The organism is Streptomyces sp. WG5, from assembly GCF_049974565.1.
In the GTDB taxonomy this organism is placed as follows: domain Bacteria; phylum Actinomycetota; class Actinomycetes; order Streptomycetales; family Streptomycetaceae; genus Streptomyces.
Map to the genome: position 1 here is coordinate 42,309 of NZ_JBNGGC010000004.1, position 23,304 is coordinate 65,612.

The following is a 23,304-nucleotide window of genomic DNA, read 5'->3' on the forward strand; positions in this document are numbered from 1 at the left end:
CGGTACGTCTGCCTGACCGACCTGCGAAGTTAGCACGGCAACTGACGGGTTACCAGAGACCAGTGGGGTGGAGGGACACCGATCCGGCCGAGCCGCCCCTTCGAGGGCGGCTCGGCCGGACACGTTCGCTAGAGCCGCGGGTCCACCGGCTCCGACTCCAGCGCCAGCACGCCGAACACCGCCTCGTGCACCCGCCACAGCGGCTCGCCGTCCGCGAGGCGGTCCAGGGCCTCCAGACCGAGCGCGTACTCGCGGATCGCCAGGGACCGCTTGTGGTTCAGGAACCGCTGCCGCAGCCGGGCGAGGTTGTCGGGGCGCGTGTACTCGGGGCCGTAGATGATCCGCAGGTACTCGCGGCCGCGGCACTTGATGCCGGGCTGCACCAGGCGGTCCTTCGCGTCGCGGACGACGGCGCCGACCGGCTTGACCACCATGCCCTCGCCACCGCGGCCGGTCATCTCCAGCCACCAGTCGACTCCCGCCGACACCGACTCGGGGTCGCCGGTTTCGACGTACAGCCGCCGGGTGGTCAGGAGCAGGCCACTGCCGTCGTGCTCGACGAGCCGGTCGATGAGGCCGAGCTGCTCGTCGTGCGGCAGTGCGGCCAGGCTGCGGCCCTGGGCGGCCAGGATCTGGAACGGGGCCAGGCGGACGCCGTCCAGGCCGTCGGTGGTCCAGCAGTAGCGGCGGTAGGCGGCCGTGAACGCGGCGGCGTCGGCGGACCGGGCACGCTGGCGGTCGAGGAGGTCCCCGACCCCGACGCCGCGCGCGGTGGCCTTCTCCAGCGCGGCCAGCGCGTCCGGGAACACCGCACCGGAGGCGGCGCCCACGGCGGCGTACTGGGAGCGCAGCAGTCCGGAGGCCTTCAGCGACCACGGCATCAGCTCGGTGTCCAGCAGCAGCCAGTCGGTGGACAGCTCGTCCCACAGGCCGGCCTCGGTGATCGCCGAGCGCAGCCGGCCGAGGATCTCCTCGGTGACGGCCGCGTCGTCGAGGAACGGGCGGCCGGTACGGGTGTAGAGGGAGCCCGTGGGCCCTCCCCCGCTCCCGGGCCCGCTCGGGAGGGAGGCGCCCCCTACCCCGAAACGCGCCCGGGCCGCCTCCGCGTCGCGGCAGACCAGGACCACCGCCCGCGAGCCCATGTGCTTCTCCTCGCACACGACCCGCGCCACACCGTCGGCCGCGTACTGGGCGAACGCCTCCTTCGGGTGCTCCAGGTAGCCGTCCACCCCCGAGGTGGCGGTCGGTGCCATGGTCGGCGGCAGGTACGGCAGCAGGCGCGGGTCGGTGGCGAAGCGGCTCATGACCTCCAGGGCCGCCGCCCCGTTCTCCTCCCGCACGGTGATCCGGCCGGCGTACCGGGTCTCCACCACCCGGCGGCCCTGCACGTCGGCCAGGTCCAGCGGGCGGCCGTCGTGTCCGCCGGGCGCCTCGGTGCGCAGCGGCCTGGCCGGCTCGTACCAGACCCGCTCCGCCGGTACGTCGACCAGTTCGCGCTCCGGCCAGCGCAGCGCGGTGAGCTTGCCGCCGAAGACGGCTCCGGTGTCCAGGCAGATGGTGTTGTTGAGCCAGGTGGCCTCGGGGACCGGGGTGTGGCCGTAGACGACGGCCGCGCGGCCCCGGTAGTCCTCGGCCCACGGGTAGCGCACCGGCAGCCCGAACTCGTCGGTCTCGCCGGTGGTGTCGCCGTACAGGGCGTGGCTGCGGACCCGGCCGGAGGTGCGTCCGTGGTACTTCTCCGGGAGACCGGCGTGGCAGACCACGAGCCGGCCGCCGTCGAGTACGTAGTGGCTGACCAGGCCGTCGATGAACTCCCGCACCTCGGCGCGGAACTCGTCGCTCTCGCCGTCCATCTGCTCGATCGTCTCGGCGAGTCCGTGGGTGTGCTGGACCTTCCGGCCCTTCAGGTGGCGGCCGTACTTGTTCTCGTGGTTGCCGGGGACGCAGAGGGCGTTGCCCGACTTCACCATCGACATCACGCGGCGCAGGACGCCGGGGCTGTCCGGGCCGCGGTCGACCAGGTCGCCGACGAAGACGGCGGTGCGGCCGTCGGGGTGGACGCCGTCGGTGTAGCCGAGCTTGCCGAGCAGCGACTCCAGCTCGGCTGCACAGCCGTGGATGTCGCCGACGATGTCGAAGGGGCCGGTGAGGTGGGTGAGGTCGTTGAAGCGCTTCTCGGTGACGACGGTGGCCTGCTCGGTCTCCGCCACGCCGCGCAGGACGTGCACCTTGCGGAAGCCCTCGCGCTCCAGGTGGCGCAGGGAGCGGCGGAGTTCGCGGATGTGGCGCTGGATGACCCGGCGGGGCATGTCGGCCCGGTCGGTGCGGGTGGCGTTCCGCTCGGCGCACACCTCTTCGGGGATGTCGAGGACGATGGCGACCGGCAGGACGTCGTACTTCCTGGCCAGCTCGATCAGCTGGCGCCGGGCGTCCTGCTGCACGTTGGTCGCGTCGACGACGGTGCGGCGGCCGGCGGCGAGGCGCTTGCCGGCGATGTAGTGGAGGACGTCGAAGGCGTCCCGGCTGGCGCTCTGGTCGTTCTCGTCGTCGGCGACCAGGCCCCGGCAGAAGTCGGAGGAGATGACCTCGGTGGGCGTGAAGGTGCGCCGGGCGAAGGTGGACTTGCCGGAGCCGGAGGCGCCGATCAGTACGACGAGGGAGAGGTCGGTGACCGGCAGGGCGCGGGCCTGCACGGTGGTACCGGTGGTGTTGGTGGTACCCGTGGTGCCGGTCGTGTCGGTGGTGCCGGTGTTACCTGTGGTGGTCATGCGGCCTTCGCCTCCTTCTGGTTCTCGTTCGCGGTCCGGGTGAACACGGCCATCTGGGTGGGCGGGCCCACCTCGGGGTCTTCGGGACCGACGGGGCGGAACTCCGGGGTGTAGCCGTGCCGTTCGGCCACCGTCTCCGCCCAGGTGCGGAACTCCTCGCGGGTCCACTCGAAGCGGTGGTCGCGGTGGCGGACGTGGCCGGCCGGGAGGGTCTCCCAGCGCACGTTGTACTCGACGTTCGGCGTGGTGACGACGACGGTGCGCGGGCGGGCCGATCCGAACACGGCGTACTCCAGGGCGGGCAGCCTGGGCAGGTCCAGGTGCTCGATCACCTCGCTGAGGACGGCGGCGTCGTAGCCCCCCAGGCGCTTGTCGGTGTAGGCGAGGGAGCCCTGGAAGAGGGTGACGCGCGCGGCCTGCCGCTCGCCCATGCGGTCCAGCTTGAGCCGCCGCGAGGCGATGGTGAGGGCGCGCACCGACACGTCCACGCCGACGATCTCGGTGAACCGCGGCTCCTTGAGCAGCTCCCGCACCAGCTGCCCCTCGCCGCAGCCGAGGTCGAGGACGCGGGCGGCGGCGTGGTCCCGGAGGGCGGTGAGGATCGCCTCGCGGCGGTGCACGGCCAGCGGCGTGGGCTTCTCCTCGGCCTCGGGCGCCGTCTCCTGCGCGACCGCGTTGTCGATGTCCTCGACGTCGCTGTCGTCGGTCTCCGCCAGCCGGATCAGCTCCAGCCGGTCCATCGCCTCACGGGTCAGGGACCAGCGGCGGGACAGGTAGCGGCTGGTGATCAGCTGGTGCTCCGGGTGGCCGGGCAGCCAGCCCTCGCCGGCCCGCAGCAGCTTGTCGACCTCGTCCGGGGAGACCCAGTAGTGCTTGGCGTCGTCGAGCACCGGGAGCAGGACGTACAGGTGCCGCAGGGCCTCGGCGAGGGTGAGGGCCGCGGACTCCAGGACGAGGCGGACGTAGCGCGAGTCGCCCCACTCGGGAAACTCGGTGTCCAGCGGGACGGCCTCGACGGTGACCGTCCAGCCGAGCGGCTCGAAGAGGCTCCGCACGAGGCCGGGACCGCCGCGGGCGGGCAGTGCCGGTACCTCGACGCGCAGCGGCAGCGGCTCGGCCGCGCGCTCCGGCCGGGCCTTGCACACGCCGCGCATCGCGCTGGAGAAGACGTTGCTCAGCGCGACGGCGACGAGTGAGGAGGCCGCGTACGGGCGGTCGTTGACGTACTGCGCGAGTGCGGCGTCGGGCGCGCCGCCACGGCCCTTGCCCCGGCCGCGCCGGACCAGCGCCACCGCGTCGACCTCCAGCAGCAGCGCCGCCGTGCAGCGCTGTTCCTCCGCCTCCGGGTAGAGCACGTGGGCCGTGCCGAAGGAGGTGGAGAACGCCTGCGCCTTGTCCGGATGCTTGTGCAGCAGGAAGCCGAGATCGGTCGCGGGGTGCTCGGGGGTACCGGTGGTGGTGATGGTCAGGAACATGCTGAGGGCCTCTCCGGCCGGTGGACGCTGACGAGGTGCCGTACGCGCGGGAGCCCCCAGGGTGTTGATCCTGGGGGCTCCGGCAGGACGACGGTCATACCATCGCACGGGACGGGTGACCGACGCCTTCGGTTATCGGACGGGTGACCGGCGCCTTCCGTTGCCGGACGGCCGGCCTCAGGTCAGCTGGGACTGGACCTGCGAGGAGATCAGCTCCAGGTGGTCCAGGTCGTCGAGGTCGAGGATCTGGAGGTAGATCCGCTGCGCGCCGATCTCGGCATAGCGGCCGATCTTCTCGACGACCTCGGCCGGGGAGCCCGCCAGGCCGTTGGCCTTCAGCTCGTCCACCTCACGGCCGATCACGGCGGCCCGGCGGGCGACCTCGGCGTCGTCCTTGCCGACGCAGACGACGAGGGCGTTGGAGTAGGTCAGCGCGTCGGCCCCGCGGCCGGCCTCCTCGGCGGCGGCCCGCACCCGGCCGAACTGGCGCTCGGTGTCCTCGATCGAGGCGAACGGGATGTTGAACTCGTCGGCGTACTGGGCGGCCAGCCGCGGGGTGCGGGTGGCGCCGTGGCCGCCGATGAGCACCGGGACCTTCGGCTGCGCGGGCTTGGGCAGCGCGGGCGACTCGGTGAGGTCGTAGAACTCGCCGTGGAAGTCGAAGGTCTTGCCGGTCTCCGTGGCCCACAGACCGGTGACGATCGCCAGCTGCTCTTCCAGGCGGGCGAACTTCTCCTTCGGGAAGGGGATGCCGTACGCCTTGTGCTCCTCCTCGAACCAGCCGGCGCCCAGGCCCAGCTCGACCCGGCCGCCCGACATCTGGTCGACCTGGGCGACCTGGATGGCGAGGACGCCGGGCAGCCGGAAGGTGCCGGCGGTCATGAGGGTGCCGAGCCGGATGCGCTTGGTCTCGCGGGCGAGGCCGGCCAGGGTGATCCAGGCGTCGGTGGGGCCGGGAAGGCCGTCCACGGAGCCCATGCGGAGATAGTGGTCGCTGCGGAAGAAGGCGTCGAAGCCGAGGTCCTCGGTGGCCTTGGCCACGGTGAGCAAGGTGTCGTAGGTGGCCCCCTGCTGGGGCTCGGTGAAGATACGGAGATCCATGTCTCCATCCTGCCTGCTCGGTGCGCGTGCGGCGCACAGGCTCCCGGTGGCCCGGCGCGTTCCTGGCCGCTGCGCGGCTGAGCGGGGGTGCGGCCGGCCGGTCGCGGTGTCGTGGCTAGCCCGCTTCCCGCTGCGGTAACTCCGCGTCCCGGTCCGTCAGTCTGCGCAGCATCTCCAGGACGCGGTCCCGCGACTCGTCCGCCGCGTCGATGGCCTCCATGCACTGCCAGTACGTGGCCTCGTCGTCCGCGGCACTGGCGACGCCGACGAGCGCGATACCGGTCTCGCCGAGCAGGGTGCCGAGGCGCATCAGCGCCTGGCGGGCATCGCCCAGTTCGGTGAGCTGGGCGGCACGCAGCTCCCCCGGGGCCAGCTCCGGGGTGCGCAGCACTCCGCAGCCGCGACCCGCGAGATCGGTCAGTCCCCGTGCCTCGTCGCGCAGTTCCGGTGGTCCGGAGACCGCCAGCCGGCTTCCGATCGCCTGCGCCAGGGCCTGCACCTGCCACACCTCGGTCAGGATTTCCGGCACCTCGCCACCGGCGGCCAGGGCCCGCCCACTCGCCACGATGAGCCGCACAGCGTCCATGCCGCTGCCCCCGTCTGTCTCCGACGCGCTCGCGGCGCGTCCGCCCGAACTCCGTTGTTCACTACCCAGAGTGAAGGCATGTGGGACGAAAAGCCAGAGGAAGACGGAAATCTTCGGACACTATATTCAACTCGGGCCCGTTTCCGACTCCGGAGCGTGATAACGGAGTTCGGCGCTCCTCCGTGCTCGGTCCGCCGGCCCTCCGGGCGCGGGGAACCTGAGCGCGTTCCGCTCGATCTTCGCCTCCAGCGCGGCCAGCGGGTCGACGCCGAGCACCTCGCAGAACTGGAGCAGGTACGCCAGTACGTCGGCGACCTCGTCCCGGACCCGGTGCGCGGTGTCCGGGTCGGCCATGACGCGGGCCGACTGCTCGGGCGTCAACCACTGGAAGATCTCCAGGAGTTCGGAGGCCTCCACGCTGAGGGCGGCCACGAGGTTCTTGGGGGTGTGGTACGGCTGCCAGTTCCGCGCGGCGGCGAACTCGGCGAGCCTGCGCTGCAACGCCGCGAGGTCGGGAGGATCGGTCACTGGACCAGGTGTACCACGGTGACTCCGTCGGCACCGGCTTCCCCGGCGGCACCCGCTTCCCCGCCGGCACCCGCTCCTCCGGCGACATCCGCTTCTCCGACCGCACCCGCCGCCCCGGCCACCCACGAAGCGTCGGCGACCGCCGCGACGAGGCGGATGTGCCCGCGGTCGCACATCCGGGCCGCCAGCCGGAGCAGTTCCGCGCGCTGCCGCACGTCCAGGCCGCGGTCGAAACCGTCGGCGAGAACGGTGAGTGTCTGCAACGCGGCGGGCACCTCTCCGGCCGGGTCGACCTCCAGCACACCGGGGCCGGTGAACAGCACCAGCGCGAGGGCGAGGTAGCGCAGCTCGCCGTAGCCGAGCCGGGCGAGGTCGGTACGGACGCCGTCGCCCCGGTCCAGCAGCGCACGGACCACACCGCCGGCGGCCGGCTCGGCCAGGACGTCGTCGACGGGCCCCGCGCATCCCGCGCGTACCGCCCCGACGAACTGCGCGTGCCGCCTCCCGCACTCGGTGCGGGTGCGCCACAGCACGTCGGCGAGGTTGTCGCACCCGCCGAGCAGGCGCCCGGAGCCGACGGGTACGGGCTCCCGCATCCGGCCGGGCCGCGGATCGCAGGCGAAGACGGAGCGCAGGGCGACCACCGTCTGCTCGGCCGCGGCCAGCACCCTGCGCTGCCCTTCCGTCTTGCCGGCCACCCGCAGCGGCAGCAGCGGGGTGCCGAGCCGGTCGTCCGGCAGCGGGGCGCGGGTCACGGGCACCGACCCGGCCGTGTGCCAGGCCGCCTGCACGGCACGGCGGCCGGGGTCGCGCAGGGCGGTCTGCAGCAGCACGACGCCGTCCGCAGTCAGCCGCTCCCCCACGATGCGCAGCTCGGGCTCGGCCTGCACGGCGACGTCGAGGCGTACCGGGCCCGCGGCTCCGTCGACGGTGCAGCCGATGCGGAAGCCGCGGCGGTGCTGGGGGTCGGGCCGGGCCCGCTCGGGCACGCAGGCGACCGGATCGGGGAAGACCGCGCCGAGCTCGGCGCCGCCCCCGAGCCGGGCCAGGGCCTCGTACGCCGCGAGCGCGCTGGTCTTCCCGCAGCCGCTGGGCCCGGCGAGCACGGTGAGCGGCCCGAGCCGCAGCACGGCGCCCCGGTGCCCGGCGAAGGCGGACAGCCGCAGCTCCGTGACGTGGGGCCGGTCCGAACGGGACACGGCGGGCACCGCTGCCGCGGGGGACATTGACGCAGGTGACGCAAGTGACGCTGCCATGTGCGGACCGTAGGACTCCACCGCACGCCGAACCGTTTTACCCGTCCCGCGTTCCTACGATCGGGGGACGGGACCGTCATGGCCGGCCGGTCCCGTCACACCCCCGGGGGCCGGCAGGCCCCGTTCACACGCCGGGAGCCGACGGCCCCGTTCACACCTCGGAAGCCGGCACCCCCCGCTCACACCCCGGAAGCCCTCACACCCCGCTCACACCCCGGAAGCCGACGCGCCCCGTCAAATTCCGGGAACCTCCGCCGCGCCCTCCATCAGCCCGTTCACCTCGGTCCCCGCGGGTGTGAGCAGGAAGACGTTGCGGTCGACGCGGTGCATGCCGCTGGCCAGGCCGAACACGACGCCCGTGCTGAAGTCCAGGACCCGTTTGGCGACGTCGGTCTCGGCGCTGGTCAGGTCCAGGAGGACCGGAATGCCCGTCATCAGGGTCTCCGCGACCTCGCGGGCGTCCGCGAACACGTTGACCCTGAGGACGACGAAACGGCGGCGTGTCTCCGTCTCCGCCTCCGGCATCGCCCGGTGGCCGACCGCGGACGGCCATGCGTCGCGCCCGCGCAACGGAACGACCTGGGCGAGCCCTTCCCACTGCTCATCGGTGACGTCGTGACTGTTCACCGGCTCCCCCGATTTCACTCGCCTTCATTGCCTGCACCAGCCAATTCTTACGCCAAGTCACCCGTTCGGCCCAACAGCGACACGGTTCGCGACGCTCCGTATCCGGTGATTGCCCTGTGGCGGCCGGGGGGCACCCAGGGACGGCCGCTCCGCGCGCGGGGGCCGTTCTCCCGTACGCGCAGGGGCCGTTGCTCCGCACACGCAGAGAGCGCTGCTCCGCGAACGCGGACGCCATTGTCCCGCACGCGCGGGCGCAGTTCGTACGCGCCGACCCCCGAAGGAGAGCCATGGGTGCGCTGGACCTGCCCGAGCCCGTCATGCGCGAAGGGGCGCCGCCGGTCGACACCGCCGCGTTCCAGACCGCTCTGCGCGAGCGGGTCGACGGTGAGGTCCGCTTCGACGCCGGGAGCCGGGCGGCGTACTCCACGGACGCCTCGAACTTCCGGCAGACGCCCATCGGTGTGGTCGTCCCGCGCACCCCCGAGGCCGGTGCCGAGGCGGTGGCCGTGGCGCGGGAGTTCGGTGCGCCGGTGCTGTCCCGGGGCGGGGGTACCAGTCTGGCCGGGCAGTGCACCCACGCCGGCGTGGTCCTCGACTGGTCGAAGTACTGCACGCGCGTGGAGTCGGTGGACGCCGGCGCCCGCACCTGTGTCGTGCAGCCCGGGATCGTGCTGGACGACCTCAACCGGCGGCTCGCGCCGCACGGCCTGCGCTACGGGCCCGAGCCCGCCACCCACGCCAACTACACCCTCGGCGGCGTGATCGGCAACAACTCGTGCGGCGACGTACCGGAGGTTCATGGAACGGGCCGCCGACCTCGTCCATGCGCGGCAGCAGCTCGCCCCGGCTCTGCCCGTCGCCGTGCTCGCCGGACAGCGACCCGCCGTTCGGCCGGGAGCTGGTGGAGGCGTTCGGGCGGCTGAAGGCGGTCTTCGACCCGCTGGACCGGATGAACCCGGGGAAGGTCGTCGCGCCGTACGGGCTGGACGAGAACCTGCGCCTGGGCGGTGACTGGGCCCCGTACGAGCCCCGCGACCTGCACTTCCGCTTTCCGCACGACGGTGGGTCGTTCTCCCGGGCGGCCAACCGGTGCGTCGGTGCCGGCAAGTGCCGGCAGCACACCAGTGACGGCACGGTGATGTGTCCGTCGTACCAGGTGACGCGGGAGGAGGAGCACTCCACCCGGGGCCGGGCGCGACTGCTGTTCGAGATGCTCGACGGGGACCGTGCTGCTGTGGCCGGACACCTTCACCAACCATTTCCACCCGCACATCGGACGAGCGGCGGTACGGGTGCTGGAGCACGCCGGCTGGCGGGGGGCGCTGACGGCGGAGGGCGCTGACGGCCGGCCGGCGGGTGGCGCTCAGGCCCGCCGGTCCGCCTGGTCCTGACGGCTGGCCAGCGCCCAGATCACGAACACGTCGATCGCCATCATGATCACCGCCCAGACGGGCGCGTACGGCAGGAACAGGAACTGGGAGACGAGGCTCAGCGAGGCCAGGAAGATGCCCGCGAAACGCGCCCAGGCCATGTCCTTGAGCAGGCCGTAGCCGGTGACGAGGACCAGGACACCCAGGATGACGTGGATGATGCCCCAGCCGGTGAGGCTGAGTTCGTAGACGTAGCTGCCGACGCGTGCGTACACGTCGTCCTCGGCGATGGCCGCGATGCCCTGGAGGACAGCGAGGGCGCCGTTCAGCAGCATCAGTACGCCCGCGAAGACGACGCCGCCGGTGACCCAGCCGCTGGTGCGGTCAGCCGGCCGCGGGGGCAGCGGACCGTCGGTGCCGTGGGACGGCCTGCCGGGAGAAGGTGCGGCGTGCTGGCTCATGGGCGGAGTCCTTTCTTCGTGTCCCCGTACGGGCCTCGGCCCGTCGGCGCCCGGGGGCACCGACAGGTCACTCCGAGCCTGGGGTCAGCCGCCCCGCGGGGCCATGCGGGTCCGCCGAACGGGTGAAGGAGGTCTGACCGCGCCGCACTGCCCGGCCCCGGAACAAGAACGCGTGCGGGCGACCCGCCCCCGCCTCACGTTCACTGGAGCGCACCTGCGAACGCGCGGTACGTGGAACGCGCGCTGCGCAGGCGGACGTCGGAGGGCCGGTGACCGGCCGGACCGAGCGGCGGTGGCCCGGCCGACTCACCGCGCGGAGCCGCTGTACTCCGCCTCCCGGGCCCCGGCCGGCTTCTCCCCGGACTGCTGCCGGGCGCGGCGGCCGGGCAGGACGGCGAGGACGAGCAGGGTGCCGGCGGCCATGATGATCCCGCCGACGAGGCTGGTCGTGGCGACGCCGTGGGCGAAGGACTGGTTCACCGCGTCGGCCAGGGCCTCGGCCTGCCGGGGTCCGGCGGCGGGGTCCGTCGCGAGCCGCTCGGCGACGGCGAGGCCGCCGCCCACGGAGTCCTGGGCGGTGTCCAGTGCGGTGGCCGGAAGCCGCTTCCCCACGAGGCCGGCGAGTTCGTCGCGGTAGGCGGTACCGAGGAGGGAGCCCAGTACGGCGATGCCCAGCGAGCCGCCGAGTTCCAGGGCGGTGTCGTTGGCGCCGCCGCCGACGCCCAGTTCGCTCTCCGGGAAGGAGCCCATGATGGTGTCGGTTGCCGGTGACACGCTCAGCCCGATCGCGAGGCCGAGCAGCAGCATCGGGGCCAGGAAGTCGGCGTAGGCGGAGTCCTTCTCGATGAGGACGAGCAGGAAGACACCGGCGGTGCCGATCACCATGCCGGAGCCGACCATCGCCCGCACGCCCAGTTTCGGGGTCAGCTTCCCGGTCACCGCGGCACCGACGAACACGGCCCCGGCCAGCGGCAGCAGCCGTACGCCGGTCTCCAGGGCGCCGTAGCCGAGGACGAACTGGAGGAACTGCGTGGCGTAGTAGATGGCGCCGTAGGTGCCGAAGAAGAAGAACAGCACGGCCAGCATCGAGCCGCTGAAGGGGCGCAGCAGGAACCTGCGCACGTCCAGCATGGGGTGCGGGTGGCGCAGCTCCCAGGCCACGAAGGCCACCAGGCCGACGCCCGCGACGACGGCCGCGGCGACCGGGCCGGCGCCCCATCCGAAGTGCGGGCCCTCGATGGTCGCGTAGACCAGGCTGCCGACGGAGACGATGGAGAGCAGGCCGCCCACGTAGTCGATCCGGCCCATGCCGGCGGCCTTGGACGGCGGTACGAGGAGCAGCGCGCCGACGACGGCGACGACCGCGATGGGGACGTTGACCAGGAAGGTCGAGCCCCAGGCGTGGTCCTCCAGGAGCCGGCCGGCGACCAGCGGGCCGACGGCGATGGCGAGGCCGGAGGTGGCGGTCCAGGCCGTGATCGCGCGGGCCCGCTCCTCCTTGGGGAAGACGGCGACCAGCAGGGACAGCGTGGCCGGCATGACGACGGCGGCGCCGACGCCCATGACCGCCCGGGCCGCGATGACCGGTCCGGTCTCGTCCACCAGGCTGCCCATCACCGAACCGCCCGCGAAGATCACCAGACCGGCGATCAGGGCGCCGCGGCGGCTGTACTTGTCGCCGACCGCGCCCAGCACCAGCATCAGCGCGGCGTACGGGACGGTGTAGCCGTCGATGACCCACTGCAGGTCGCTGCTGCTCAGGCCGAGGTCGGCGGTCATGTCCGGCGCGGCGACGATCAGGGACGTGTTGGCCATGACGACGATCAGCAGGCTCAGGCACAGCACGAGGAGCGCCCACCAGCGCCGTGCGTACGGCCCGGTCGTCTTCTCGACGGGCGGGGTGGTCAGGAGGGGCATGGGGGCTCCCAGGGGGAACGAGAACGGGTTAATTGCCCATCGGTGTGCAGGCTCGTGCAGAGTAGTTTGTTGCACAGTGACGTGCAAACAACTGGGTGTCTCTCGGCGTCCCCGCGGCACGGCGGCCCCCTTCCGTAGTAGTCGCGGGCGCCGCGGCGGCCGGCGTGACGCGCCGCACCCCCTGCGGTCACTCACCGGCCTGGACGCGCTGGGCGGGGGGCTCGTCGAGGAGGCCATGGGGGCGGGCGGTACGGCGCGACCGCGGACCCGGACGGGCCGGACCCGGACGGGCCGGACCCGAACGACGGCGGCACGGGCACCCTCGTGGCCGCGCCGGTCGTCACCAGGACGCGGGAACGCCGACGCGACGGCGGTGGGGGCGGTGACGGCGACGGCGACGGCGACGGCGACAGTGACGATGACGGTGAGGTGAGGTGCGCGGGCCGCGCGGCTCGCGGAGACCGTGCGGCCCGCAGCCCGCACGGTCTCCGCGGCGACGGGCAGGGCCTACGCGGGCGTACCCGCCGTACGGCGCCGCGGGCGGCGGCTCACTCTCCCGGGACGACTTCCGCGGTGACCGTCGGGGCAACGTCCTCGACCACGGCGCGGGCCCGCTCCTCCGGCACACCGGCCGCGATGAGCGAGGCGGCGGCGGCCCGGGTGCCGTCGTCCTCCAGCGCCCCGGTGTTGACCTGCTCCAGCAGCGCGACCATCATCGCCTCCAGCCCGGCGCTCAACACGGCCGGAGGCAGGTGACCGGGGAAGACACCGTCCCGCTGCCCCCGCTCCAGGATGGCGGTGACCTCGGCGCGGGCCGGGGCCAGGATCTCGGCCACGCGGTCCAGGCCCAAGTCGTGCCGGGCCAGCGCCAGGAGCATCCGGTAGCGGTCGCCCACGGGCCACATCAGCAACTGGAAGTGGGCGAGTGCGCGCTCGGCCGGTTCGCCCGGCCCGGTCCGTTCCGCCCCGGCGGCCATCGCACCGCGCAGCACCTCGGACGCCTCTTCGGCGAGAGCCTCCAGCAGCGCCGAGCGCCCCGGGAAGTGACCGAAGAGGGTACGCCGTACGACACCGGCGGCCCGGGCCAGTTCCTCGAGGGTGGTGTCCGGGTTCCGCCCCAGCTCCCGGCGGGCCGTGGCCAGGATGCGCGCCCGGTTGGACCGCGCGTTGCGTCGCTGCGGCTCACGGGCGACGGGCTTGGGCACGGGGGACCTCTGGGCGGGAGAGCGGGGCTGCGGGGGCGTCCATTCTGGCACGGGGGTCCGGCCCCGGCCCGGCCGGTGGCGTGCCCTCCCCCGCGCCGACCGGACACGCACGTGGCCGGCGGCTGCCCGGACGGCGGCCGCCCGGCCTGCGACCGCTCGATCGGCCTCTCCCGCAGACGGCTCTCGTCGACATCCCCTCGTCGGCGGCTCCCGTCGGCGTCTCCCGTCGGCGGCTCTCGTCGGCGGCTCCCGTCGGCGGCTCCGCGTCCGGTCACGCCCGCCCGGCCCGGTCCGCGCCCCTGGCCGCCCGCCGTACGGCGCCGAGCGCGGCGAGCACCGTGCCCACGGCCACGACCAGCAGCCCGCGCAGCCACACCTCGGCCTCGATCTGCGTGGCGAGCACGACGCAGGACGCGATGCCCAGCACGGGGAGCACGGTCGGGGCCCGGAAGTGGTCGGCCTCCCCCGGGTCGCGGCGCAGCACGAGCACGGCCGTGTTGACCATGAGGAAGACCACGAGCAGCAGCAGGACCAGGGTGGACGCCAGGGTGGCGACACTGCCGGTGAGCGCGAGGAGCATCGACAGCAGGGTCGTGACCGCGATCGCGGCCCATGGCGTGCGGCGGCCGGGCAGCACCCTGGTCAGCGCGGCGGGCAGCAGCCCGTCCCGGGCCATGCCGTAGGCCAGCCGGGAGGACATGATGCCGGTGAGCAGCGCGCCGTTCGCCACGGCGACCAGCGCGATGGCGCTGAACAGCCGCGTCGGCACGCCGCCGGCCGCCTCGACGACCTCCAGCAGCGGCCCGCTGGACTCGGCCAGCCGGTCCGTCGGTACCGCCACGGACGCGGCGATGCCCACCAGCACGTACACGGCGCCCGCGGTGGCGAGGGCGCCGAACAGGGCGCGCGGGTAGGAACGCCTCGGGTCGCGGGTCTCCTCGGCGACGTTCACCGAGGTCTCGAAGCCGACGAAGGAGTAGTACGCGAGGACGGACCCGCTCAGTACGGCCGCCGCCGCCCCCTTCTCCGGCGTACCGAGCTGCCCGAGCCGCGCCGGGTCGCCCTCGCCGCGCAGCAGCAGCCAGCCCCCGAGGACGACGATGACGAGGAGGCCGCCCACCTCGATGACGGTGGCGGCGACGTTGGCACGGGTCGACTCCTTGATGCCCCGCGCGTTGACCAGCGCGAGCAGGGCGAGGAACAGCACGGCGACGAGCCCGACCGACAGGGTCACGAAGGCGGACAGGTAGTCGCCGCCGAAGCCGCGGGCCAGCGCGGCCACCGAGACGATGCCGGCGGCGAGCATGCAGAAGCCCGCGACGAAACCGGCGAACGGACCGAAGGCGCGGGTGGCGTAGTGGGAGGCGCCGCCCGCCCGCGGGTACTTCGTGGCCAGCTCGGCGTAGGAGGCGGCGGTCAGCATCGCCAGCAGCAGGGCGACGGCCAGCGGCACCCACACCGCTCCGCCGGCGTCGGCGGCCACCTGCCCCACCAGGACGTACACGCCGGCGCCGAGCACGTCGCCCAGGATGAAGAAGTACAGCAGCGGGGTGGTCAGCGCGCGCTTGAGCGCCGGGCCGCCCCGCGCGTCCACCGACGGCTGCTTCTCGAGTCTCGCCATGGCGCCCCAGGTTTCCCGCAGGACGAGAAGCACGCCATGTTCCTGCCGCTCGCCGCGCCGGGAAAGCGCTCGGGTGGGTGGCGTCCGCCACCCACCCGATGCGTCGACGCGTCCTCAGCTCTGGGGACGGCTTCCGTGGTTCGCGCCGTTCTTGCGGCGAGCCTTCTTCTTACGGCGTCGCTTCGAGGACATCGAAGCCTCCTCTCCCTGTGCTTTCACGTACTGTCCACCGGATTGTGACCCCGGAGACCAGGGAGCGCCTTTCCCGCCGGCGCGACGGCAAACACCCGCCGCGAAATACACACGGGTGGCCTACGTCACGGGATGCGACGGGCGTGCACCGGTTCGCCGGCTCCCGCCCACCCCCCGGGTCAGCGCGCCTCGGCCGAGCTGTGGGGGAGCACCAGCGCCGAGTCCGCGTGGAGGGTGATGCGCACCGGTGTGAAGGTGGTGGCGTCCACCGGTGAGTCCCCGGTGCCGGGGCTGCGGGCGTAGCGCGGGTGGGCGCCTCCGCTGATCTGCCAGCGTATGCGGTGCCCGGCGGCGAAGCGGTGGGCGGTGGTGCTCATGGGCACGGTGACCTGCGTGGGGGCGTCTCCGGTGGTCCGCAGCCCGCCCAGCCCGTCGCAGACGTTGACGGAGCGGCCCCGCGCGTCCACGTCGCACAGGCGGGTGAAGACGTCGGCGTGCCCGGTGTCCGTGGAGACGCTCAGCCGTGCGGAGACCGGGCCCGCGATGTCCACGGGCTCGGTCAGTGGCGGGCCGGTGAACGTCAGGACGTCGTCCCGGGACTCCAGGGTGCTGTTGTCGCGTGGGCCGGCGGTGCGGGAGAGCAGCGGGCCGCCGAGGGACGGGGTGGGGTCGGCCGGGTCGTAGCGGAACGTCGCCAGGGGTGCGGAGTCCGTGGAGGCCTGCCGGGTCAGGTGTCCGTCCGGGGCGGGCTGCCAGGGGGTGGGGGTGTGCGGCGGCGGCCAGTCGTCGAGGTCCCGCCAGGTGTTCTCGCCGCCGATGTGCGCGCGCACCGCGGTGGGCCGCAGGCCGGAGCGGTCGCCGTTCAGGTGGGCGCGCAGCCAGGCGAGGCTCTCGGTGAACACCTCGGGCCATCCCTGCTGCAGGGCGGAGGTGTGGGTCCAGGGACCGACCAGCAGGGCGGTCTCGCATCCGGCGCGGCGCAGCCGGTGGTACTGCTCGAAGGTCTGGTCGACCAGCGCGTCGTGCCATCCGGTGATCAGGGCCGTGGGCACGCGGAGCCGCTGCGCCGACTCCGCCAGCGACGCGCCGTGCCAGTAGGCGTCCTCGGCGTCCGGGTGGGTCATCACGTCGTCCACCCAGGGCACTTCGCCCCCGAGGGCGGGCACGTACGCACCCCGCAGCGGCTGCGCGGTGGTGACGGTGCGCAGGCGGCGTTGCAGGCGCAGGGTCGCCTTCACGAACGGTCCCATGCCCTGGTGCTGGTAGGTCATGCCCGAGCCGACGGCGAGGGTGTTCTCCAGCAGCAGGGCACCGCCGGAGTGGAACAGGGCGTGGGGATCGTGGAGGCCCACCTGCACCACCATCGCCTTCAGCTCCGGCGGCGGGTCCAGGGCCAGGGCCCACTGCACGTAACCCAGGTAACTGGGGCCGACGGTCCCCAGGGTTCCGTCGAACCAGGGTTGCTCGCGCAGCCAGGACACCGTGGCCCGGCCGTCGGCGGCCTCGTTGCGCCACAGGTCGAACGCGCCGCCCGAGCCGCCGGTGCCGCGGCAGCTCTGGAGGACCACGTGGAAGCCCTGTTCGGCGAAGAGCAGGCCGTACTGGGGCGACCACGGCAGTCCTCGGCCGTACGGCGAGCGGACCAGGAGGGTGGGGAAGTCGCCCTCCGCACGCGGGAAGTAGTGGTCGGTGATCAACGGGCTGCCGTCGGCGGCCGGCACCGCCAGCCCCGGCTCCCATCCCGCCTCGTACCGTTTCGCCGGCAGGTTCCGCCAGGTCGCCCTCATCATCCGTGAGGACAGCGGCGGCTTCCCGGCGGATCGCGCCCCGACCGGTCCGGCCACGGCGTCGGGCGTGCGTGATGTCATCGTCCCCTCCTTCATTTCCGTACAGTGTACGAGAACAGGGGGTGCTTGGATGACCTACGCAGGAGCCGTCCCGACCACCAGGCGAAGGAGCGCGAGACCGTGCCCCGTGACGTGAGGCCCGGCGCCGCGGGCGTCGACCCCGAACAGCTCTGGCTGCCTCCCACGGAGCCCCGCAAGGGCCGCAGGCCCTCCTTCAGCCGGGAGCAGATCACCGTGGCGGCCGTCGCCCTGGCGGACGCCGAAGGGCTCGAAGCGGTCACCATCCGGCGGGTGGCCGCCGCGGTCGGAGCCGGCGCCATGTCGCTCTACAGCTACGCTCCCGACAAGGAGACCCTGCTGGAACTGATGGTCGACCACGTCAGCGGCGAACTGACCGTCACCGGCCCGCCCAGCGGCGACTGGCGCGCCGATCTGAAGACCATCGCCCATCTGCAGCGCGCCCACATCCTGCGCCACCCCTGGCTGACCTCCGCCTTGTCCACCCGTCGCGTTCCGGGCCCCAACACGCTGGCCTTCCTGGAACACGCGCTCGCCGTCCTGCGGCCCACCGGGCTGGACGGTGCCGCGAAGATGGAGGTCTTCGCCCAGCTCACCGCGTTCGTGGCCGGCCACGTCGCCCACGAGATCGCACAGGCCACGGCCGCGCAGTCCCCGGACCGGGCCGCGGCCGAGGCCCGCTACCTCGCCACCGTCGCCGCCGACGGCCGCCACCCGGAACTCGCCGAGGCCCTTTCCGCCCCCGGCCGCGCCCTCACCCCCGAGGCCACCTTCACCCGGTTCCTCAACCGCCTGGTCGACGGCCTCGACACCGACTGATCCCGCTCGCCTGTCCGCACCGGGCCGAGGACTCGCGTGAGCACGGCGCGGGGCCCTGGCGAGCGCCGGACCGACCATGGGCCACAGCGGGCGAGGCGACCGGCGACGAGGCCGACGGACGGATCCGCGCCGGCGGGGAGTGCGACGCCGTGACCGATCTCGACCGCACCCTCGGCCCGGCGGGCACCGGCCGGATGCCGCGACCGCCCTGAGCCGAGGGTGGTGACAGGACTGCGGGGTCGCCCGCGCATCGCCCTGCCCCGCCCGCCGTTCGGCCCCCGCCCCGGCCCCGCGCGACGTCAGTGCGCCGCGGGCATCCCGGTCTGCCCGGACGTTCGGCAGTAACCCTGCTGGAAGGCGGCCCAGAAGTCGTCGTCGATCCCGGTGTCGGCGAGCGAGCTCCAGTTGGTGTGGGCGACGAGTTGCAGGACGACCGTCGCGGTGAAGGTCTTGGTGACGCTCCCGGTGCGGAACCTCAGGTCCGGCGCCATCGGCGTGCCGGCGGACCGGTCGGCGACCCCGGCCGCGCCGAAGCGCTCGTCCGAGCCGTGGCGGGCGAGCAGGAAGGCGCCCGGGTTGGGGTTCGGGTCGGCCACCACCTGGTCGGCCAGGGCCTGCAGGGGGACGAGTACCGGCGGCCGGTGCGGATCGTCGACGGCCGGCGGTGGTACCGGGTCTTCCGCGTACGCGTCCTGCCGCGCCGTCCTCGCGTCGGGCCGGGGCGCTCCCCACGCCCGCGTGGCGTCAGTCGCAGGACTGACGGTGGGCCAAGTGCGGGAACATCTGCCGCCACCGGTCCTCGGAGACGCTTGCGGGATAGGCCGTGCACAGGTCCTCGTAGAGGCCGTCGGTGGCGAAGTCGAGCACGTAGGTCGTCTCCGCTGTGATGCCAGTGGTGTCCTGCGGGGTGACGGCCAGCCACCGGAGACCCTCCGGTGATGTCACCGGGGGCACGTGTACCTCTTGCGCGTTCTCCAGCGTGAAGAGCTCGGGGGTGTCCCACCGCCCGTCCTTCCCGATGGACCAGAGGCGGTAGGGCTCGCTCGTCACCGCGTAGCGGCCGTCGGAGCTCATGCGGATCGGAGCGACCGAGCGGTCGAACAGGAGGTCGTAGCCCGTCCTCTCGGGACGTGCCGGATCGGAGACATCCCAGAACTCGACGCCTCCATCGGCCAGCATCACCGCCAACCGCCCCTCGCCCACGGGGAAGTAGCCCCGGGGCGCGGCCGGAATCTTGTCGCCCTTGACGGGGTGCGCGGGCCGGGAGAGGTCCCAGAGCTGGATCTCGTCCCCCGGCGCCTCGGTGACGAGCAGCCGGGACGAGCCGACGTACATCGCGCCGGCTGCCATCGACGCCGCGTCCTCGATGCGGTCGCCCTTGCGGGGGCGGGCGGGGTCGGAGACGTCCCAGAACCTGATGTGCCGGTCCTGTTCCGTCGTCGCCAGCGTCTGGTCCCCGGCGAACCACAGGCTCCCCGAGCTCCAGAGCGCGCCGCTCGCCCTCACCTCGAGCGCGCCCCGGCGCACGGGGCTCGCCGGATCACTGATGTCCCACAGCGCGGTGTCGGGTTCCTCTTCCGAGCCCACCGCGAGGAGCATGCCGTCGGGACTCACCGCGATGGCCGGGATGTCGGCGGTGAACCGGATACCGGAACCCTTCCGCACGGCACCGCCCGGTTCCAACTGCCAGACCTGGAGGGTGTGGTCCAGCCCCCCGACCCAGTGGTGGGCCAGGAACAGCGGCTTCTCACGGCGTGCCAGGAAGGACATCGCCTCCCATCCCTCCGGCAGGGTGTACCGGACCTTCGGCGCCTGGGGGTCGCTGACGTCCCACACCTTCGTCGTGCGGTCCGCGCCCTCGTCCCGCGAGGCGATGACCAGCTCACCGTCCGCGCTGAAGGGGCTGGAGCCCATCTGGACCATGTCGTGGATGCGGCCCTCGATCGCCGGCGCCCTGGCCCGGTCGGGCCACAACCACACCTCTCCGTCCACCAGGCCGGCCGCCACATACCTGCTGTCCGGGCTGTAGGCGACCGACTGGGTCGGTTCGCTCGTCGGCAGTGCCGCCCCGTTGGGCTCGTTCACCAGGTCCGACACCTTCCCGGTCGTGTCGGACCGCCTGATGCCGTGGCCGCGGTCGGCTCCCGCCAGGAACCTGCCGTCCGCGCTGAAGGCCAGGGACGGGACGTCCTCGTTCCCGGAGCCCCAGGTGTCCCGGTGCTCCTCCGCCTCCACGCGCCGCAGGTTCTGCCCGTCCACCACTTCGTACCAGGCGATCTTCCCGGACGCACCGGTCGCGACGACCAGGTCGCGGCGGGGGTGGGCGGCCACCGCCATGACCGTCTCGGCCTCTTCGGTGTCCCGCAGCACGGGCCGGTCCGGGTCGCTGACGTCCCACAGTCGTACCTGCGCGGGCTGCCCGCTGCCCGTTTCCCCGTTCCCGTTGCCCGTGACCAGGTGGTCGCCGTCCCGCGTGAAGGCCAGGGAGATCAGTTCCGTCTCGGCGACCGTCCGCTGCGCCCGCAGCGTGGGCCGGGCGGGATCGCCCACGTTCCACAGCCGCAGCAGGCCCTTGGCGCTGCCCGCCGCGAGGGTCCGGCCGTCCCCGCTGAAGGCCAGCGTGTACGTCGCCCGTTGGGCGAGCGGCAGCCGGGCGAGCTCTCTCGGCTTCCCCGGGTCGGCAGTGTCCCACAGCGTCAGTTCGTCCCCCGACTGCGCGGCGAGGATCCGCGAGGTCGGGTGGAAGGCGATGGCCGAACTGCCGCTCAGCTGGAACCGGCCCGCTTCGACCGGCCTGGTCGGCACGGACACGTCCCACAGCTGGACCCGGCCGCCGCCGGATCCGTCGACCCGGTGGCTCGCGGCCAGGACCTTGCCGTCCGGGCTGTAGGAGAGGTCGAGAACGGCCCGGCGATGCCGCTTCTCGGGCACCAGGTGGGTCGGTGTGACGGTCGTCGAGGCCCTGTAGAGGCTGGATCGGCTCTCGGGGGTCACCGCCGTGCGGTAGGCGGCCAGGCTCAGGCGGAGCGCGGTCTGCGGGTCACGCTCCCGCAGGGCGTCGGCCCGGGCGGCCAGCTCCCTGGCGATGAGGCGCTTCTCCCGGCTCTCCGCCTGCTCGTTCTCATGGGCGGCCCACCCGAAGAGGGACACCGCCACCAGGGACAGCACCGACAGGGAGGCGATCCACGCCCGTGTGACGAGGCGTCGCCGGCGCTGCGCGTGGTCGCTCGCGGCGACGAACTCGCCCACCACCCGCGGGACGGGGACGCGGACCACGGCCGACGCCGCTGCACCTGCCGAGCCGTCGTCGGCCGCGTGCCGGGCCTCCCGAGCCGGCCGGTCGCCCAGGGCCGACAGGACTTTCCGGGCCGGCCCCTGAAGCCGCCGGCCGTCCCGGGCGGGCGGGACCTGACGAACCCGCCCGGTGTGACCCGTGGTGAGCTTCTTCGCCTCCTCCAGGGCGTCGCCCTCGTAGAGGCCGCTCGGCCTGCGTCCGGCCTCGGCCCAGCCTTCCGCCGCCGCGGTCAGCCGGCGGAGCCTCAGCAGGTCGTCCCGCACCTCGTCGATCCAGCCGCTCAGCCTCGCCCACGCGTGCAGCAGCGAGTCGTGGCCGAGCTGCGCCCCGCCCTCCTCGTCCACGACGACCAGGCGGGCGTCCGCGAGCCGGCGCAGCAGGCCCTCGCTGCCGGCCGCCTCCGCCGGAAGCACCCGGCGGCGGACCAGCCGCCCCTCACCGTCGGCGACGTGGACCATGGCGAGCAGGAGGCTGCGCAGAGCCGTGCGGCCGGCGTCGTCGAGGGAGCAGTGGATCCCTTCGGCCGCCGTGGCCACCGCGCCCCGGATGCCGCCGGCGGCGGCGTACCCGGCGTACGTCAGGGTCGTCCCCCGGCGCCTCAGCCAGATTTCGGGGAGGGCGTAGGCGAGGAAGGGCAGCGCCGCGGCATCACCCGTGGTGCGTCGCTCCTCGTTCACATCGCGCCGCAGGAGCTGCGGTACGCCCTCCTCCCACCGCAGGCCCGCGTACCGCGCCGGGCGCACGATCGCGGCCTCGACCTCGTCGTCGGTCAGTGCGGGCACCGCGAAGTGGCCCGGCCGCACGACGGATGCCAGACGGGGGTCGCTGAGGGCGTCACCGTAGTAGTCGGCGCGCAGCGCCAGGACCAGACGCGGACCGGAGGCCGCGTCCCCGGCCCGTTCCTCGCCGGCTCCCGCGGTGAGGGCGGCGGCGAACCGCTCGCGTTCGGCGTCGTCCGAACAGAGCGTGAAGTACTCCTCGAGCTGGTCGATGACGAGGAGGCGCGGTGCCTGCCCGGCTCCGGTCCCCTCGCCCGTCGCCGCGGGGCGGCTGAAATGCCCGCGTTCCAGATCCCGTACGACGTCGGAAGGCGCTCTGCCCACCGCCGCCGCCCACGCCTCGGCGAGGCTGCGGAAGGGCCGGTCACCCGGTGCCGGCACCAGCCGCACGGGGCCGAGACCCGCCTGTTCCGCGGCCACGCTGAGCCCCGCCCGGAGGAGTGAGGACTTGCCGACCCCCGACGGCCCCACCAGGACCACCGGTTCGCCGGGGCGCGCTTGTTGGACGCGGAGCAGCAACTCCCGGGTCAGTTCCTCACGGCCGAAGAAGAGATGGTGCTGCTCGGGGAGGAAGGGAAGGATGCCGGGGTAGGGGCAGACGGCGTCGGGGTCCGGGGGGCCGGCCGCCCGCTGCTCGGTGTCCGGGCCCGTCAGCGGCTCGTACCGCCGGTTGACGGCGAGGGTCAGCTCGCTCATGCGCGCGGTTCCACCGCCGTACGGGCGGGCGGCGCTGCCCTGGAGCCGCTGGTCGAGCAGCCGGTAGACGCCGCCCAGCGTCAGCCACTTGGGGCCGCCGGCGTGACCCTCCCTCAGCAGGGCGAGGAGGTGGCCGCTGAAGAGGGTGTGCTCCGCGTCCGGCGGGGCGTACGCCAGGGCGTCACGCATCGCCGAGGCGAGCAGGTAGCTGCCGGTGGGCCGGGCACCGGCGAACGGGTCCGTCTGGGCGGGCCGGCCGGGTTCCTGTGCGTTGCCGGCGAAACAGCAGTCGAGGATCACGACCGGGTCGGCGGCGGCATCGCTCAGGTAGTGCTCGATCTCCGTGTAGGGAACGGAATGCGCCGTGTCGGTCTGGGACTTGGTCCTCGCCGTCGCCAGGTAGAGCTGCCGGCCGGGTCCGCGCAGCCCGTGCCCGACGAAGTAGAGGAGGACGGTTCCGCGCTCGTACCGCTGCTCGGTGGGCTCGGCCCGGCCGATGACCGTCGCCAGCGCCTCCAGGACGTCGCTCGGCGAGGTCGGATCGGTGAGCAGTGTGACCCGGTCGCCCATGCCGCACACCGTGCTCAGGGTCTCGGCCACGTCCCGCGCGGACCGGTGCGCTGACGGCAGCTCGGGCAGCAGCTCTCCCGGGTGGGTGGCCGTCCCGACCACCAGCGCGTGGCAGCCGGCCGCCGCCAGATCCGTCCTCGCCGGCGGCTCCGTCACGTCCCCCGCGACCATGG

Annotated in this window: 17 protein-coding genes and 1 pseudogene; 3 read left to right on the forward strand and 15 right to left on the reverse strand. The window is 73.6% G+C overall.

Going from position 1 to position 23,304, the window contains the following annotated elements; genetic code table 11:
* Positions 1–128 precede the first annotated feature (128 nt).
* The 7 genes from ACP4IX_RS05470 to ACP4IX_RS05500 form a co-directional block, all read right to left on the reverse strand.
* A complete protein-coding gene (locus ACP4IX_RS05470; protein WP_426554881.1) occupies positions 129–2,768 on the reverse strand; it encodes a polynucleotide kinase-phosphatase in 2,640 nt (879 codons plus the stop codon).
* Positions 2,765–4,243, reverse strand: a complete 1,479-nt coding sequence (locus ACP4IX_RS05475) for a 3' terminal RNA ribose 2'-O-methyltransferase Hen1 (protein ID WP_426554882.1) — start codon at positions 4,241–4,243, stop codon at positions 2,765–2,767. The genes ACP4IX_RS05470 and ACP4IX_RS05475 overlap by 4 nt, the downstream gene beginning before the upstream one ends.
* A gap of 177 nt (positions 4,244–4,420) precedes the next feature.
* On the reverse strand, positions 4,421–5,344 hold the full coding sequence (locus ACP4IX_RS05480; protein WP_426523666.1) for an LLM class F420-dependent oxidoreductase: 924 nt from the start codon (positions 5,342–5,344) through the stop codon (positions 4,421–4,423).
* A gap of 115 nt (positions 5,345–5,459) precedes the next feature.
* The gene (locus tag ACP4IX_RS05485; protein WP_426554883.1) at positions 5,460–5,930 is read right to left on the reverse strand and encodes a DUF6099 family protein; all 471 of its coding nucleotides are present in this window, start codon (positions 5,928–5,930) and stop codon (positions 5,460–5,462) included.
* A gap of 126 nt (positions 5,931–6,056) precedes the next feature.
* A complete protein-coding gene (locus ACP4IX_RS05490) occupies positions 6,057–6,458 on the reverse strand; it encodes a nucleotide pyrophosphohydrolase (RefSeq protein WP_426523668.1) in 402 nt (133 codons plus the stop codon).
* Positions 6,455–7,684: an ATP-binding protein gene (locus ACP4IX_RS05495; protein ID WP_426523669.1), complete on the reverse strand. Its 1,230-nt coding sequence runs from the start codon at positions 7,682–7,684 to the stop codon at positions 6,455–6,457. The genes ACP4IX_RS05490 and ACP4IX_RS05495 overlap by 4 nt, the downstream gene beginning before the upstream one ends.
* 264 nt (positions 7,685–7,948) lie before the next feature.
* Positions 7,949–8,341: a cell division protein SepF gene (locus ACP4IX_RS05500; RefSeq protein ID WP_426523670.1), complete on the reverse strand. Its 393-nt coding sequence runs from the start codon at positions 8,339–8,341 to the stop codon at positions 7,949–7,951.
* A 317-nt stretch (positions 8,342–8,658) separates the two neighbouring features.
* Between ACP4IX_RS05500 and ACP4IX_RS05505 the strand changes: the two are divergent.
* Both ACP4IX_RS05505 and ACP4IX_RS05510 read left to right on the forward strand, forming a co-directional pair.
* A pseudogene (locus ACP4IX_RS05505) lies at positions 8,659–9,087 on the forward strand (FAD-binding oxidoreductase); the annotation flags it as partial.
* 155 nt (positions 9,088–9,242) lie between these two features.
* Positions 9,243–9,683 carry a hypothetical protein gene (locus tag ACP4IX_RS05510; protein WP_426554884.1) on the forward strand — a complete coding sequence of 147 codons (441 nt, stop codon included), beginning with the start codon at positions 9,243–9,245 and terminating at the stop codon, positions 9,681–9,683.
* A 21-nt stretch (positions 9,684–9,704) separates the two neighbouring features.
* Here the strand turns inward: ACP4IX_RS05510 and ACP4IX_RS05515 are convergent, their stop codons facing one another.
* The 6 genes from ACP4IX_RS05515 to ACP4IX_RS05540 form a co-directional block, all read right to left on the reverse strand.
* On the reverse strand, positions 9,705–10,172 hold the full coding sequence (locus ACP4IX_RS05515; protein ID WP_426523671.1) for a DUF7144 family membrane protein: 468 nt from the start codon (positions 10,170–10,172) through the stop codon (positions 9,705–9,707).
* A 306-nt stretch (positions 10,173–10,478) separates the two neighbouring features.
* Positions 10,479–12,089: an MFS transporter gene (locus ACP4IX_RS05520; protein WP_426554885.1), complete on the reverse strand. Its 1,611-nt coding sequence runs from the start codon at positions 12,087–12,089 to the stop codon at positions 10,479–10,481.
* Between the two features lie 548 nt (positions 12,090–12,637).
* Positions 12,638–13,294 carry a TetR/AcrR family transcriptional regulator gene (locus ACP4IX_RS05525; protein ID WP_426523673.1) on the reverse strand — a complete coding sequence of 219 codons (657 nt, stop codon included), beginning with the start codon at positions 13,292–13,294 and terminating at the stop codon, positions 12,638–12,640.
* Between the two features lie 271 nt (positions 13,295–13,565).
* Positions 13,566–14,915 (reverse strand): APC family permease, encoded by a 1,350-nt coding sequence (locus ACP4IX_RS05530; RefSeq protein ID WP_426554963.1) that lies wholly within the window; start codon positions 14,913–14,915, stop codon positions 13,566–13,568.
* A gap of 114 nt (positions 14,916–15,029) precedes the next feature.
* A complete protein-coding gene (locus ACP4IX_RS05535; protein ID WP_370443954.1) occupies positions 15,030–15,107 on the reverse strand; it encodes a 50S ribosomal protein bL37 in 78 nt (25 codons plus the stop codon).
* Positions 15,108–15,286: 179 nt separating this feature from the next.
* Complete coding sequence (locus ACP4IX_RS05540) at positions 15,287–16,894, reverse strand: CocE/NonD family hydrolase (RefSeq protein WP_426523716.1); 1,608 nt, start codon at positions 16,892–16,894, stop codon at positions 15,287–15,289.
* Between the two features lie 180 nt (positions 16,895–17,074).
* Between ACP4IX_RS05540 and ACP4IX_RS05545 the strand changes: the two genes are divergently transcribed.
* Positions 17,075–17,791, forward strand: coding sequence for a TetR/AcrR family transcriptional regulator C-terminal domain-containing protein (locus tag ACP4IX_RS05545; protein ID WP_426523674.1), 717 nt, complete (start codon positions 17,075–17,077; stop codon positions 17,789–17,791).
* Positions 17,792–18,090: 299 nt separating this feature from the next.
* Here ACP4IX_RS05545 and ACP4IX_RS05550 read toward each other — a convergent pair whose 3' ends face one another.
* Both ACP4IX_RS05550 and ACP4IX_RS05555 read right to left on the reverse strand, forming a co-directional pair.
* On the reverse strand, positions 18,091–18,387 hold the full coding sequence (locus tag ACP4IX_RS05550) for a serine hydrolase (RefSeq protein WP_426523675.1): 297 nt from the start codon (positions 18,385–18,387) through the stop codon (positions 18,091–18,093).
* 148 nt (positions 18,388–18,535) lie between these two features.
* Positions 18,536–23,302: a caspase, EACC1-associated type gene (locus ACP4IX_RS05555; protein ID WP_426554886.1), complete on the reverse strand. Its 4,767-nt coding sequence runs from the start codon at positions 23,300–23,302 to the stop codon at positions 18,536–18,538.
* Positions 23,303–23,304 lie beyond the last annotated feature (2 nt).